At 42.2% G+C, this 14791-nt stretch carries 11 protein-coding genes; all 11 read left to right on the top strand.

The features are described from left to right. Nucleotides 1-58: 58 nt before the first annotated feature. The 11 genes from ABEQ24_RS06440 (at nt 59) to ABEQ24_RS06390 (ending at nt 14631) form a co-directional block, all read left to right on the top strand. Entirely contained in the window at nt 59-1078 is a 1020-nt protein-coding gene (locus ABEQ24_RS06440) for a zinc-binding alcohol dehydrogenase family protein (protein ID WP_430006003.1), read from the top strand. Between the two features lie 156 nt (nt 1079-1234). Further along, a complete protein-coding gene (locus tag ABEQ24_RS06435; RefSeq protein WP_430006002.1) occupies nt 1235-1927 on the top strand; it encodes a FadR/GntR family transcriptional regulator in 693 nt (230 codons plus the stop codon). A 60-nt stretch (nt 1928-1987) separates the two neighbouring features. Further along, nucleotides 1988-3295 carry an FAD-binding oxidoreductase gene (locus tag ABEQ24_RS06430; RefSeq protein WP_430006001.1) on the top strand — a complete coding sequence of 436 codons (1308 nt, stop codon included), beginning with the start codon at nt 1988-1990 and terminating at the stop codon, nt 3293-3295. Beyond that, complete coding sequence (locus ABEQ24_RS06425) at nt 3296-4660, top strand: (Fe-S)-binding protein (RefSeq protein ID WP_430006000.1); 1365 nt, start codon at nt 3296-3298, stop codon at nt 4658-4660. It begins immediately after the preceding gene. After that, nucleotides 4660-6114, top strand: a complete 1455-nt coding sequence (locus ABEQ24_RS06420; RefSeq protein ID WP_430005999.1) for an FAD-binding oxidoreductase — start codon at nt 4660-4662, stop codon at nt 6112-6114. The genes ABEQ24_RS06425 and ABEQ24_RS06420 overlap by 1 nt, the downstream gene beginning before the upstream one ends. A 117-nt stretch (nt 6115-6231) precedes the next feature. Beyond that, nucleotides 6232-8412 carry a malate synthase G gene (locus tag ABEQ24_RS06415; RefSeq protein WP_430005998.1) on the top strand — a complete coding sequence of 727 codons (2181 nt, stop codon included), beginning with the start codon at nt 6232-6234 and terminating at the stop codon, nt 8410-8412. A gap of 30 nt (nt 8413-8442) precedes the next feature. Continuing rightward, complete coding sequence (locus tag ABEQ24_RS06410) at nt 8443-9630, top strand: NAD(P)-dependent malic enzyme (protein ID WP_430005997.1); 1188 nt, start codon at nt 8443-8445, stop codon at nt 9628-9630. Between the two features lie 13 nt (nt 9631-9643). Continuing rightward, nucleotides 9644-10420 (top strand): fumarylacetoacetate hydrolase family protein, encoded by a 777-nt coding sequence (locus ABEQ24_RS06405; protein WP_430005996.1) that lies wholly within the window; start codon nt 9644-9646, stop codon nt 10418-10420. Between the two features lie 73 nt (nt 10421-10493). After that, nucleotides 10494-11261, top strand: a complete 768-nt coding sequence (locus ABEQ24_RS06400) for an IclR family transcriptional regulator (protein ID WP_430005995.1) — start codon at nt 10494-10496, stop codon at nt 11259-11261. Nucleotides 11262-11508: 247 nt separating this feature from the next. Then, the gene (locus tag ABEQ24_RS06395; RefSeq protein WP_430005994.1) at nt 11509-13290 is read left to right on the top strand and encodes an L-lactate permease; all 1782 of its coding nucleotides are present in this window, start codon (nt 11509-11511) and stop codon (nt 13288-13290) included. A 768-nt stretch (nt 13291-14058) separates the two neighbouring features. After that, entirely contained in the window at nt 14059-14631 is a 573-nt protein-coding gene (locus ABEQ24_RS06390) for a DJ-1/PfpI family protein (protein WP_430005993.1), read from the top strand. The last annotated feature ends 160 nt before the right edge of the window (nt 14632-14791 follow it).

Below are 14791 nucleotides of genomic sequence, written 5' to 3'. Positions count from 1 at the left end.
ATTTATTCGATTATTCTCCCCATACTAACTAATAGAATCAAATGGGGAGGAATCATTCATGAAAGCAATCGGACTGTATAAATACTTGCCAATCGAACATGAAGAAAGCTTGCTCGATATTGAACTGGAAAAACCGGCGGCTTCTGGAAAAGATCTGCTGGTACAGGTTAAAGCCATTTCCATTAATCCTGTTGATACAAAAGTGCGAACACCTAAAGAAAAAGCAGAGGATGAGCCAAAAATTCTCGGCTGGGATGCAAGCGGCACAGTGGTGGAAACCGGTGAGAATTGCACCGATTTTAAACCTGGCGATGAAGTGTTTTATGCCGGCAGCATCACAAGGCAAGGCACTTACAGCGAATATCATCTGGCAGATGAAAGAATTGTAGGGAAAAAGCCCAAATCTCTTACTCATGCAGAAGCAGCTGCACTTCCGCTGACGGCGATTACAGCATATGAAGGGATGTTCGATCGATTAATGATTGATCCTGCTGATAAGGAACGAAACAAAAGAAAACAAATTTTGATTATCGGCGGAGCAGGAGGAGTGGGATCTATCGCGATACAGCTTGCAAAATGGGCAGGTCTGAACGTGATTGCAACAGCATCAAGGCCTGAAACGAGAAAATGGGCAGAGAAATATGGTGCGGATCATCTGATAAATCATCATAAATCTTTGAAAGAAGAGCTTCAAAATCTGCAAATCACAGAAGTAGACTATATTTTTTGTCTGAATAACACAGATCAGCACTGGAATGGTATGAGTGAAGTAATAAAGCCTCAGGGTAAAATTTGTTCAATCGTTGAAAACAAGGAACCTCTTGATTTGAATTTGTTAAAAAGCAAGAGTGTCACATTTGTCTGGGAATTTATGTTCACAAGAGCTATGTATCAAACAGAAGACATGCAAGAACAGCAGATCCTGCTGAACAAAATCAGCGGCCTGATAGATGAGGGAATTTTAAAAACAACCTTAAAACAAACTCTATCACCAATAAATGCCGCGAATATTAAGAAAGCACATCAATCATTAGAGAGCGGAAGTACGATCGGGAAAATAGTGCTGGAACAATTTTAATAGAAACAAAGATTTAGCGGCTTGAGGGCCGCTTTTTCATTTATTTTCAGAATTATTCAATAAATGAATTGAAAAATGAAGGTCATCATGTTTAAATGAAACTATACTAGATTACTTGTCAGATATGTGATGTCTGAAAAGAAAGGCTGTGAATAAGTGCTAATAGAAAAAATTTCAACCAGGAAGGTTTCAGATACAATCAGCGAGCAAATTGAGAAAATGATTTTGGATGGCTCGATTGCTGCTGGGGAAAAGCTGCCTTCGGTTAGAGAGCTTTGCGAGAGGTTTGGAGTTGGGCGATCAGCCGTCCGCGATGCCATCACAGCTTTAAAAGGAAAAGGTCTTGTAGTAGTGAAACAGGGCGAAGGCACGTATGTCAGCAAATTTGATTCAAGAAAAATTTTTAGCCATGCTGTTATGCTGACAAATGCAAATGATGTTACCGAGCTTTTTCAAGTTAGAAAAATTGTTGAAACCGGCATGGCAGAAATGGCTGCCTGCAATCGTTCCGAAAAAGATCTTAAGCAAATGAACATGATTTTATCAACTCAGACTGATGCCCCCTGGGAAGATGATTATCAATTTCACTTATCGATTGCCAAAGCAACCGGCAATGCACTGCTGATTCAGTTTGTACAAGTCATATCCACCACGATTAAACATGCAATGATTGATTTTCACCAGTTTATCAAATGTGATAATGAGGCGATAGAAACCATTGCAGTACACCATGAGCGCATCTTCGAAAGTATTTCTTCCGGTAAACCGAATCAATCTAGCGAATACATGCTGCAGCATTTAACGTTCGTAGAATCCATACTTCATAAGAGTCTTCAGCAGAATAACTGAATTTTTTTACACTAAATATAAAACAGTGTTTGTTATTACAAAACAATTGGAGGTGGAGTTTTGATCCTGACAGAATTAATCTCACTTTTCCCTGAAGAAAAAGTAAAAACGGAGGGTCAGACGAATCACTTGCTCGGAAATAATGGTGAAATGACCGTGTTCCCGACTACAGAAGAGGAGATCACACAAGTCCTTAAATTTGCTGATCAAAATGGCAAAAAAGTTTCCATTATCGGCGGAGGGACAAAGCGCGGATTTGGAGGATTAACAGAATATGCAGATATCCAGTTGTCCCTGGCTCATTACACGGGTATAACAGAGCATACTCCCGGAGATATGACAGTAACCGTGAAAGCAGGAACAACGTTCAAAGAGCTTCAGGATTATTTAGCAAAGCACATGCAAAAAGTTTCACTTGATCCTGCCTGGCCAGAGCATGCAACGATCGGAGGAATTATCTCAACTAATGAAAGCGGTCCCAAACGGCTTGGCTACGGATCATCAAGAGATTCAGTTATTGGACTTAGAATCGTTTATCCTGACGGTCAAATCATCCGATCAGGCGGAAAAGTTGTTAAAAACGTTGCCGGCTATGATATGAATAAACTTTTTATAGGTTCTATGGGCACGCTTGGAGTTGTGACAGAAATCACGTTGAAGCTCAGGCCAGTTCCAAAATATGAAAGCCTTATTCTTTTATCTTTTCCGATTGAACTTCAGGAAGAAATGAGTCTTTTCGTTATAAAACTGCTGGATTCCATGATGGAGCCAATCGCTTTGGAACTATTGAGCCCTGCCTTATCTAAACGTTTATCCAACCATGAAATGTATACGCTTGCAATCAGTTTTGAGGATTTCGAACCATCAGTCCGCTATCAGGAAGAGTTTATAAAAAGCATCGTGCCGGAGGGTACATTGTTTTCGCTGCTGCCTCAAGCGGAAGCAGAATTATTTTGGGATGCGTTTTATAAGACAGCTCCCAGCGGTGTCAGCTCAAAGCCTGGTTCAGTTACTGAAGCTGTCTTGAAAATCGGGGTGAAAAACCTGGATGTTTTCCACATTGTAAAGGAAAGTGCCGGAATGCATAAGTCGGTGTCGATTGAAGCTCATGGAGGATTAGGGCACGGTTTATGCCAAGTCATTCTGAGAGGAAGCAGCAATGACGTAATAGGTGCAATTGAGCGTATTCAGCAAATTACCGCTCAATTGGGCGGGTATACGCTCATCAAGCACCTGCCATACGCATTGAGGCACAAAACAGAAGTATGGGGAGAAAAGCCATCATATTTCTTTCTGATTCAAGGGATTAAAGCCGCAATCGATCCAAAATCAATCCTGAATTACAAACGTTATCTGGGAGGTATTTAAGTGAGCATAAGAGAAAGTGACTTAAAGCAGGCATCCCCGGCATGCAAGGAAACAAGTCTCAGCAATTATTTATGGAAGGATCATCCTGATGAGAGCAAATGGGCAGACTGCGTCCATTGCGGCATGTGTCTTGAGTCCTGTCCAACCTATGAGATAACAGGGCAGGAGCAGCATTCACCGCGAGGAAGGGTGCATTTAATCAAATCAGTTGCAGATGGAAAGCTTCAAGTGAATGAACAATTCATGGATCCGGTTTTCGCCTGCCTTGATTGCCGCGCCTGCACGACGGCATGTCCTGCAGATGTTGATGTCGGCGGTCTCATTGAGGAAGCCAGGGGACAGATCCGCCAGGCAATGCCTTTAACCGGAGTAAAAGGATCTGTAAGCAAATTTTTCTTAAAAGGACTGTTTCCTCATCAAGATCGATTGAATACTGTTGGAAGTCTGCTTAAATTTTATCAAAAAAGCGGTATTCAAAAAGCGGTGCGCAAAACCGGGATGCTGAAGGTCATGCCAAAACATCTGGCTGACATGGAAGCCATTATGCCGGAAATCAAGATGCCCGTGAGAAAAAAATACAAAAATCAAACGGTCATCCCTGCACAGGGTAAGGCTAAGACTGAAGTTTCCTTCCTGACTGGCTGTGTGATGGACGTTATGTTCAGTGATATTAACGAATCCACAATAAATGTATTAACGAAGAACGGAAATGACGTTGCCATTCCGCAAAATCAGACTTGCTGCGGTGCCCTCCATGTTCATGCAGGCGACAGAGATACTGGCCGCAAGCTTGCAAAACAGAACATTGAGGCTTTTAAAGATTCGGATCAAGTTATTGTTAATGCAGCAGGATGCGGATGTATGCTGAAGGAGTATGGGGAATTGTTCCGGGAAGTTGACACAGAATGGCATGAAAAAGCAGAAGAGTTTGCAGCAAAAGTAGTCGATGTTTCAAAATACCTGCATGACACCGGCTATGAAAAACCTAAAGCTGAATTAAACACAAGAATCACCTATCATGATGCATGCCACTTAGCACATGGACAGGGTGTGCGCCAGGAACCGCGCGATATCTTATTGGATATTCCAGGCGTGGAAATGGTCCATATGCCTAATGCTGATAGATGCTGCGGAAGTGCAGGCATTTACAACATAACCAACCCCGAAATGGCAGGAGCTGTACTTGAAAGCAAAATGGAAAATGTTCCGGATGACGTTGAAATGATCTCAATGGGGAATCCCGGCTGTATGCTCCAAATGGCTATGGGTGTGCAAAAATACGGCAGAAATCAGAAAGTTGTTCATACCGTACAGCTTCTTGATTGGGCCTATCAAATGGAGGAAAAAGGAAAGGAGGAGCTTTAATGGCTGTTAAAGGACTTAAAACGAAAGATAAACATATTCATAGTCTTGCAAAATTGACAGGCGGTCCATCAAATATTCTCTATCATAAAGAAGATTTAATAGCCTATGATTGTGACGGCTTTACCATCCACAAGCATTTGCCAAAAGCAGTTGTTTTTCCGAAGAATACAGAAGAAGTCGCAGCACTCGTCAAATATTGCTCAGAAAATCAGCTGCCATTCCTTGCAAGGGGTGCAGGAACAGGCTTAAGCGGAGGCGCCATTCCAATTAACGGTGAAGTCATTATCAGTCTCGTGAAAATGAAAAAACTGATCAGTGTAGATCTTGAAAATAGACGGGCAGTCGTTGAACCCGGTTTCGTCAATCTTAAATTAACGAACTCAATTGCAGATAAAGGGTATTACTATGCGCCGGATCCATCCAGTCAATATTGCTGTACTATAGGGGGAAACGTTGCAGAAAATGCAGGCGGCGCCCATTGCCTCAAATATGGCGTAACAACAAACCATATCCTTGGTCTTGAAGTTGTTCTGCCTAATGGTGAAATCATTGAAATTGGGAAAAATGGGATTCCGGATTCGCCGGGCTATGATCTGCTGGGATTAATAACAGGATCAGAAGGAACGCTTGGAATCGTCACAAAGATCACGGTGAGGATCTTAAAAAACCCTGAATCGAAACAGACGGTCCTTGCTTACTTTGATAGTGTGTCAGACGGCAGCGGCGCTGTTTCAGACATTATTTCAGCCGGGATTGTCCCTGCAGCTCTTGAAATGATGGATAAAACCGCAATTGAAGGTGTTGAGGCGGCAGCTTTTCCCGTAGGACACCCGAAAGACATTGAAGCGGTCTTATTAATAGAAGTAGACGGTATATCTGCCGGCATCGATGAACAAATCACTCAAATTCTTGAGGTTTGCACGAAATGGAATGTCCGTGAAGTAAAGGCTGCTGAAAGTGAAGCAGAGCGTGCAAGATGGTGGGCAAACAGAAAAACTGGGTTTGGAGCAATGGGAGCCATTTCACCTGATTATCTTGTACAGGATGGAGTCATCCCCCGGAGCAGACTGCCTGAAGTCCTTGAAAAAATAAATCTGATCAGTAAAGAATCAGGTCTCCGAATCGCCAATATCTTTCATGCAGGAGACGGCAATCTGCATCCGCTGGTCTTGTTCGATTCAAGAATTCCGGGTCAGACTGAGGCGGCTTTAAAAGCCGGCAGCGCATGTCTGCAGGTTTGTGCCGAAGTTGGCGGAACGATTACAGGTGAACATGGGGTAGGTATTGAAAAGAGAGAAGAAATGCGGTTTGTCTTTACGGAAGAAGAAATTTCAGCACAAACAAGAGTCAGAGAAGTCTTTAACCCTGATAATCTATTAAATGCAGGAAAATTATTTCCAAGTCCAGGACGCTGCGCGGAAGTAAAAAAAGAAATGAAAGCAGCAGGCATGTAAATTAAATTGGTAAAATGTTCTGAAAATGATTGTAAACGCTTTGATTTTCATGCTATTATTTTTTTAACAAAAAGAAAAACATCGTTTTGTAATAACAAACACAAGGAGGAACGGAAGATGAAAGGCTATATTCAAAAAGGCAATCTTCAAGTAGCAGACGTACTCTATGAATTTATTAATTCAGAAGCACTTCCTCAGACAGGTTTAGATCAAGAGGCATTCTGGTCAGGTTTTGAAGCCATTGTTAAGGAATTGAGTCCTGAAAACAAAGAACTGCTGGCTGTCCGCGATGAAATTCAGAGGAAAATAAATTCATGGCACAGGGAAAACAGCGGGGCATTTGATTTTGAAGCTTATAAAGCATTTTTACATGAAATGGGATACTTAGAGCCTGAAGCAGAGGAGTTTAAGATTACAACTCAGCATGTAGATGATGAAATTGCTGTTCAGGCAGGTCCTCAATTAGTCGTGCCGGTCAATAATGCGCGCTATGCCATCAATGCGGCAAATGCACGCTGGGGAAGCTTATATGATGCCTTATACGGGACAGATGCCATCAGTGAAGAGGACGGTGCCGGCCGCGAAGGCTCATATAACCCTGTACGCGGTGAAAAAGTCATTGAATTTGCACGTAATTTTCTTGACGAAACAGTGCCGTTAGAAGATGCATCCCATAAAGATGCTGCAGAATACGCGGTTATTGATGGTGCATTATCGGTCACATTAAGCAGCGGTCAAAAAACAGGCCTTAAAGACAAGAAAAAATTGGCTGGATATCAGGGAGATGCAGATTCGCCCTCTGCCATTCTTTTTAAAAACAACGGGCTCCATTTTGAAATTCAAATCGACCGAAACCATTCAATCGGAAAAACAGATTTAGCCGGTGTGAAAGATGTTTTGCTTGAAGCTGCTCTGACAACAATCATGGATTGCGAAGATTCTGTTACAGCTGTAGATGCGGAAGACAAAGTGATTGTCTACCGGAACTGGCTCGGCTTAATGACAGGAAATCTGGCATCTACATTTAAAAAAGGCAAACGAACAATGACACGTACCTTGAACCCTGACCGAACGTATACAAGCGTTAATGGTGAAGAATTTGCTCTCTCTGGAAGATCACTGATGTTTGTGCGAAATGTAGGCCACTTAATGACAAACAATGCCATTCTTGATGAAAACGGAGAGGAAATCAGGGAAGGGATCCTGGATTGTGTGATGACTGCACTGCTTGCAAAACATTCCTTGCTCGGAACCGGACACTATCAAAACTCTTCAAAAGGATCTGTCTATATCGTTAAACCAAAAATGCACGGATCGAAAGAAGTTGCCTTTGCCAACACTCTGTTTAATAGAGTCGAGGATTTGCTTGGGCTTGAACGCAATACCATTAAAATCGGGGTAATGGATGAAGAAAGACGGACGTCTCTGAACTTAAAAGCAGCAATCCGTGAAGTAAAAGACCGTATCGCTTTCATTAATACCGGATTCTTAGACCGTACCGGTGATGAAATTCACACTTCTATGGAAGCAGGACCGATGATTCCTAAAAATGACATGAAATCTTCCGCTTGGCTTTTGGGCTATGAAAAATCAAATGTTTATGCAGGCCTTGAAAGCGGCTTTCAGGGCCGTGCTCAAATCGGCAAAGGCATGTGGGCTATGCCGGATATGATGGCAGAGATGCTTAAACAGAAATCCGGCCATCTAAAAGCGGGAGCAAATACAGCTTGGGTTCCTTCGCCAACAGCAGCAACGCTTCATGCCCTGCATTATCACCAGGTAGATGTAACAGAGGTTCAAAATCAGCTTAAGAAGGAAGCGAAGGATTTAAGAGATGACATTCTCACCATTCCTGCTGCTGAAAAAGCAAGTTGGAGCAAGGAAGAAATTCAGCAGGAGCTTGATAACAATGCACAAGGAATTCTTGGATATGTTGTGCGGTGGGTTGAGCAGGGTGTCGGCTGTTCTAAGGTGCCGGATTACTATAATGTCGGCTTGATGGAAGACCGTGCTACTCTCAGAATCTCAAGTCAGCATCTTGCAAACTGGCTGCACCATGGAATCTGCACAAAAGTGCAGGTTAGAGAAACGCTTGAACGCATGGCAAAAGTGGTAGACAAACAGAATGAAGGAGATCCTCTTTATATGCCAATGGCTCCTGATTATGAAAATTCTGTTGCTTTCCAGGCAGCATGCGACCTTGTTTTTGAAGGCTATAATCAGCCAAATGGCTACACAGAACCAATCCTGCATCGCAGACGCTTAGAAGCTAAAGCTAAATTTGCAGTTAAGCAATAATCTAATCATTTATTTAGAGGAGATGAGGCAATGCAGCACCTTCGGGAAAAATCGCTGGAACTTCACAAGCGTTCACATGGGAAATTAAGTGTTACTGTTAAAGTTTCCGTAGAAAATTCGCATGATTTAAGTCTGGTTTATTCCCCAGGGGTGGCAGAGCCTTGCAGAGAAATCCATCAAAACCCTGAAAAAATCTACGATTATACGATGAAAGGCAATTTGGTTGCCGTCATTTCAGACGGCTCCGCTGTATTGGGCTTAGGTAATATTGGAGCCCCAGCTTCTATGCCTGTAATGGAAGGAAAAGCCGCTTTGTTTAAAGCTTTTGCCGACATTGATGCTTTTCCGCTTTGTCTGAATACGAATGATCCTGAAGAGATTATTGCCATTGTGAAAGCGCTGGAGCCGACTTTTGGCGGCGTAAATTTAGAAGATATTTCTGCTCCGAATTGCTTTATTGTTGAAGAACGACTAAAAAAGGAAATGAATATCCCGGTTTTTCACGATGATCAGCACGGTACAGCCATTGTAACAGCTGCTGGCCTGATAAATGCGTTAAAAATGGTTAATAAGAGGCTTAAAAATGTGAAAATTGTCATAAATGGCGCCGGTGCTGCCGGAATTGCGATTACAAAGCTGCTCCTTGAGATGGGAGCAGAAAATGTCATCATGTGCGATACAAAAGGTGCGATCTACGAGGGACGAACAACCGGAATGAATCCGATGAAGGAAATAATCTCAGAGCTGACAAATAAAAGTTTATTCCAAGGGACGCTTGGTGACGCTTTAAAGGAAGCAGATGTTTTTATCGGCGTTTCAGCTGCAGGTGCAGTTTCTGGTGAAATGGTACAAAGAATGAATAAGGATGCGATTATTTTTGCCATGGCTAATCCAGAACCGGAAATCATGCCTGAGGATGCAAAAGCCGCTGGAGCAGTCATTGTGGGAACAGGAAGATCAGATTTGTCTAATCAAGTCAATAATGTCCTGGCATTTCCAGGGATTTTTAAAGGAGCCCTGCAGGTGCATGCAAAAGAAATCAATGAGGCAATGAAAATGGCTGCTGTCTATGCCATTGCAGATTTAATTACACCATCAGAGCTTGAATATGATTATGTCATTCCACATGCTTTTGATAAAAGAGTCGCCGCAGCTGTAGCAGAAGCTGTAGCAAGAGCAGCCGTCATTTCAGGTGCTGCTCGCAAAACTGCGTTTTGAAAGGGGTACAGTCATGAAATTTGTCCGATTTAAAGATCAGTCAGCTGTCTATAGCGGAGTATTAAAAGACTCTGAAATCAAAGAAATACAAGGTGATATTTTTAGAGACTGGGAGTATACAGGCCGTTCTTTTCAAATAGAGCAGGTTCAGCTTCTTGCACCAATACTTCCAAATCAGATTATCGGAATTGGTGCCAACTACGTATCAAATAAGGAAGATCTGCCTGAGGTTCTGCCTGAAATTCCGGTGTTTTTCTTCAAGCCGACTTCATCCGTAATTGGTCCTGAAGAAAATATTGTCATACCTGCAGGCGCAAAACAGGTGAAATTTGAGTCAGAGCTTGCCATTATCATAGGGAAAAAGGCAAAAAACGTCCCTGAATCAGACATTATGGATTATGTGTTTGGCTTCACAGTAGGAAATGACGTAACAGCTCCTGCATTTTTCCACGGAGACGGACACTGGACAATCGGCAAATCATTTGACACATTCACGCCTCTTGGACCAGCAATTGAAACAGAGCTTGATCCATTCAATGTGAATGTGGAAGCGAGGTTAAACGGGGATTTGAAGCAGGATAGCCCGACTGATCTCATGATTATTCCAATCCGGAAAATGATTTCCTATTTAACCAGCGTCATGACCTTGAGTGAAGGGGACGTCATTTTAACAGGAAGTCCTGTTGGGGCAGAATTAGTCAATACAGGTGATGTCATCGAATGCGAAATCAAAGAAATCGGCATTCTGAGGAATTCATTCGCTGAAGCAAGAGAGAGCGTTAAAAGCTAGGGGATCCTTTCTTTACCCGGTATCAGGCATGATATACTAGAGTTAAAGTCAATATGCACCAGAGGTGAGAGGGTTGGATCGAGAAAATATGGTAAAGTCCGTCAGCAGGGCACTTGATATCATCACGCTCGTAAGTTTAAAAAAAGGCGGACTTGGAGTTACCGAAATAGCGAATCAAATCGATATTAATAAAAGCTCCGTTTACAGGATTTTGTCTACACTTGTGCAATACGGCTATGTTGAACAGGATCCTGAGACGGGAAAGTACAAGCTTGGCTATAAATTCCTGGAAATCAGTTCAAAGCTGCTTGAATCCATTGATTTAAGAGCTGAAGCGAGAATGTATTTACAGGAACTTGAAAATGAAACAAATGAGGTTATCCATTTAGTCGTGTATGATCAAGGGGAAGTCGTGTATATAGAAAAGCTTGACGGCAGTGAAACGCTGCGAATGCATTCAAAAGTGGGCAAGCGTGCCCCCATGCACTGTACATCAGTTGGGAAAGCGATATTAGCCCATCTTCCATCTAACACGGTATTGGACATTCTGGAGCGAAAAGGCCTCCCGATGCATACTGATAAAACGATTACAAATAAAGAAGACTTCCTCCTGGAGCTGAAATCGGTCAGACAAAAAGGATATGCTCTTGACCTGGAAGAGAATGAAAATGGAATTACGTGCATCGCTGTGCCTATTTTTGATCACATGGGGAATGCTATTGCGGCTGTAAGTATTTCTGGCCCTACAATTCGCATGACAGAAGAAAGACTGGAACAGCTCCAGTCACGCATGCAAAATATAGGCAGGCAAATATCGGTAAGACTTGGCTTTGAAAAATAGAATAAGCTTCCATGTTAAAATTTGTTCGAGTTCACTTTTTAAAAGGTATTCCGGACAAATTTTTTTTGGGGAAAATAAGAGATTAAATTTTCTAAATATTGTTGAAATTATAATCATAGTTTGTATAATTGATTTGAGGCACTTCGTGTTATACAACAATATTAAATATTGTTGTATAACATGTTTCTTCATTGGAAACAAACGGAAATGATGTTGCGCATTACGAAACAAAAAGGGGGAATTGTTTGTGAGTACGGGGATGTTAGGATTTCTATCACTACTGCCGATTTTAGTCGTAGGTATCTTCTTGGTAGGTCTAAGGTGGCCAGCCAGCAAAGCCATGCCAATTTCGTATCTGACCGCGATCGGACTTGCGCTGTTTGTATGGAAAGTGCCTGGAGCAACTGTTGCAGCAGCATCTGTCAATGGATTGGTTGTTGCAGCAACACTGCTGTACATTATTTTCGGGGCGATTCTTCTGCTAAACACATTGCAGGAGAGCGGAGGAATTAAAACGATCCGCCAGGGTTTTACAGATATTTCTGTAGACAGGCGCATTCAGGTTATTATCATCGCCTGGCTTTTCGGGTCATTTATTGAAGGTGCATCAGGCTTTGGAACACCGGCAGCAGTTGCTGTACCGCTGATGGTCGGACTGGGATTCCCGGCTATGGCTGCTGTAATCGCAGGAATGGTTATTCAAAGCACTCCTGTATCATTTGGTGCAGTGGGAACACCGATGCTTGTCGGCGTGCAAACAGGCTTATCCGCAGATGCAGGGATTACTGATGATTTCCTTGCACTGGTCACAGAGATTGGAGGCCAGGTTGCGATTTTACATATGATTGCCGGAACGCTGATTCCCCTGTTTGTAGTCGCATTGATGACAAGATATTTCGGAAAAAACAAATCATTTTCTGAGGGATTGAAGGTATGGAAATTTGCTTTATTTTCAGCTTTCGCTATGACCATTCCTTACGTAATTGTTGCAAATACTTTAGGACCGGAATTTCCGTCTATGGTCGGCGGATTAGCAGGGCTTGCAATTGTAGTTTTCGCAGCAAAAAAAGGATTCCTTATGCCTCCCAAAGAAGAAGCATGGGATTTTGAAGAAAAGTCAAAATGGGATCCAGAATGGATGGGTTCACTTGAAATAAAAGATATCAGCCATAAAAGCGGAAATATGAGTATGATTATGGCGTGGGCGCCATATATTCTTGTTGGTATGTTCTTGGTGATTTCAAGATTGAAAACGCTTCCTGTATTAGGCTGGCTTCAATCATGGGTTGTATCATTCCCTAACATGTTTGGTTCAGAAGTCAGTGCAAGCTTTCAGCCGCTCTATTTGCCTGGAACAATCTTTATCTTAGTGTCCGTCATCACATATTTTTTGCACGGCATGAATGGAAGCGCATACAAAAATGCGTGGTCACAATCAGCAAAAACGACAATAGCCGCTTCCACTGCACTTGTTTTTACCGTCCCAATGGTCCAGGTTTTCATTAACTCGGGAGGCGGTGCTTCAGGTTTTGATAAAATGCCGATTGAGCTTGCAAACGGAGCGGCGGCTATTGCAGGAGAATTCTGGCCGTTCTTTGCAACTTTCATTGGCGGCATCGGAGCTTTTATTGCGGGAAGCAACACAGTCAGCAACATGATGTTCAGTTTATTCCAATACGATGTTGGTTCACAAATTGGCGTTAATCCTACATGGATAGTAGCTCTCCAAGCAGTAGGAGGAGCTGCCGGAAACATGATATGCGTTCATAATGTCGTCGCAGCATCAGCAGTCGTTGGACTTTTCGGCAAAGAAGGACTTGTGATTCGAAAAACATTATTTCCATTCACTTATTATGCTTTATTATCAGGAGCAGTCGGATATTCCATCGTTTGGTATTCACAAAAAGGCATCTTCAACCTAGGTTCCTATATTGCCGTTGCAATTGCGATGGCAGCCATATATATTGTGGCAACTAACCAGAAGCGATCAGAAATGATTGTGAGCAGCGATAAGAGTATAAAATCATAATTGTGTTTTTGTGTAGAGGCTGGGACAAAAGGTTTTCAGCCAAAGAAAAATCCGGACTATTATGTGAAATTCCAACTTGAATTTCGTTTAGTACGGATTATTTTCTTTGCTCTTTTCATAAGGCTGTTTTCGCATAGATTGTTGTTTTTGATTATCCTCTATATTTTGTTTATTGTGCAGAAAAGTAGAATCAAATGCACGCTATGATTCCACCATTTGAGTTTTTGCACGGAAAAGGGGAATCAACCACATGCTATGATTCCACCATTTTGGTTTTTGCGCTGAAAAGGGGAATCAATCACATCCTATGATTCCACCATTTTGGTTTTTACAACGAAAAGGGGAATCAACCGCACGCTATGATTCCACAATTTAGGTTTTTGCACAAAAAAGGGGAATCAACCAATTCCCTCTATTCACCAGAAGGAGTCAATCTCCTTCCGCTGCACCCCTTATGGTTATAACTACTAGCCTAAAAGCAACAATCGTTAAGAAAAGAGCCTTTCATAAATATTGTTGCTGCAGTACTAAATAGTAACCCTAAGTGGTTTGTGGCAAACTTGACTCCTGCGGGAATAGAGGAAAATGGGAAACCTGTACAAAAAGCAGAGAGACCATTAACAAAATTGTAAAAAAACTGTAATGAAAAATCGATTAGCACTCAATGCTATACTGTTCTTAGAATGATCCTGCATAGCTGAAGTCATCTCACCAAAGAACAGACTCACGTATCCTGCTTTGATATTATAACGAAGGAAGGTAGTAAAAATGAGTAAAAATGTTCTGATTCTGACCGGAGATGCTGTTGAAGCCCTGGAGGTATTTTATCCTTATTACCGATGCCTGGAAGAAAATATTTCGTGCACGATTGCTTCACCTGTAAAGAAGAAATTGCAGACAGTTGTCCATGATTTTCTCCCGGAAATGGATACCTTTACAGAGAAATTAGGCTATAAAATTGATTCACATGCATCTGTAGATGAAATTGATCCTGCTGATTTTGACGGACTGATTATTCCCGGAGGACGAGCTCCTGAGTATATTCGCATGAATTCAAAAGTTCAGGAAATTGCTGCTCATTTTTTAAAAGAAGATAAGCCTTTAGGTGTTATCTGTCACGGTCAGCTTGTACTTACTACTGTACGGGAATATATAAAAGGGCGTGAAGTCACGGCATACAGTGCATGCAGACCTGAAGTTGAAGCAGCTGGCGCCACATATATTGAAGAAATGCTTCATGTTGATGGAAACCTGGTAACAGGGCACGCCTGGCCTGATTTGCCGGGATTTATGAAAGAATTCTTCAAAGTCCTTCATGTTCCGCAGAAAACAGGGGTTTAATTAAAGAAATGATAAGACTGTGAGAACTTAATCTCACGGTCTTTTTCGTAAAAATTGTTGTTTTTAGACTAGATGTTTATAACACTTAGTGGATTGTAGCGGAAGGAACTTGACTCCTGCGGGAAAATAGAGCGAAATGGAAGACCCCGCAGGCTCGCCG

The organism is Metabacillus idriensis, from assembly GCF_050483325.1.
GTDB lineage: Bacteria > Bacillota > Bacilli > Bacillales > Bacillaceae > Bacillus_P > Bacillus_P idriensis_A.
The sequence above is the reverse complement of the archived record's forward strand: the minus strand, read 5'-3'. Positions and strand labels throughout refer to the sequence as shown.

Bases quoted from the DNA above. Each gene is read 5' to 3' on its own strand.
- ABEQ24_RS06390 (WP_430005993.1), top strand. From the start codon at position 14,059: ATGAGTAAAAATGTTCTGATTCTGACCGGAGATGCTGTTGAAGCCCTG.
- ABEQ24_RS06415 (WP_430005998.1), top strand. From the start codon at position 6,232: ATGAAAGGCTATATTCAAAAAGGCAATCTTCAAGTAGCAGACGTACTC.
- ABEQ24_RS06405 (WP_430005996.1), top strand. From the start codon at position 9,644: ATGAAATTTGTCCGATTTAAAGATCAGTCAGCTGTCTATAGCGGAGTA.
- ABEQ24_RS06410 (WP_430005997.1), top strand. From the start codon at position 8,443: ATGCAGCACCTTCGGGAAAAATCGCTGGAACTTCACAAGCGTTCACAT.
- ABEQ24_RS06420 (WP_430005999.1), top strand. From the start codon at position 4,660: ATGGCTGTTAAAGGACTTAAAACGAAAGATAAACATATTCATAGTCTT.
- ABEQ24_RS06440 (WP_430006003.1), top strand. From the start codon at position 59: ATGAAAGCAATCGGACTGTATAAATACTTGCCAATCGAACATGAAGAA.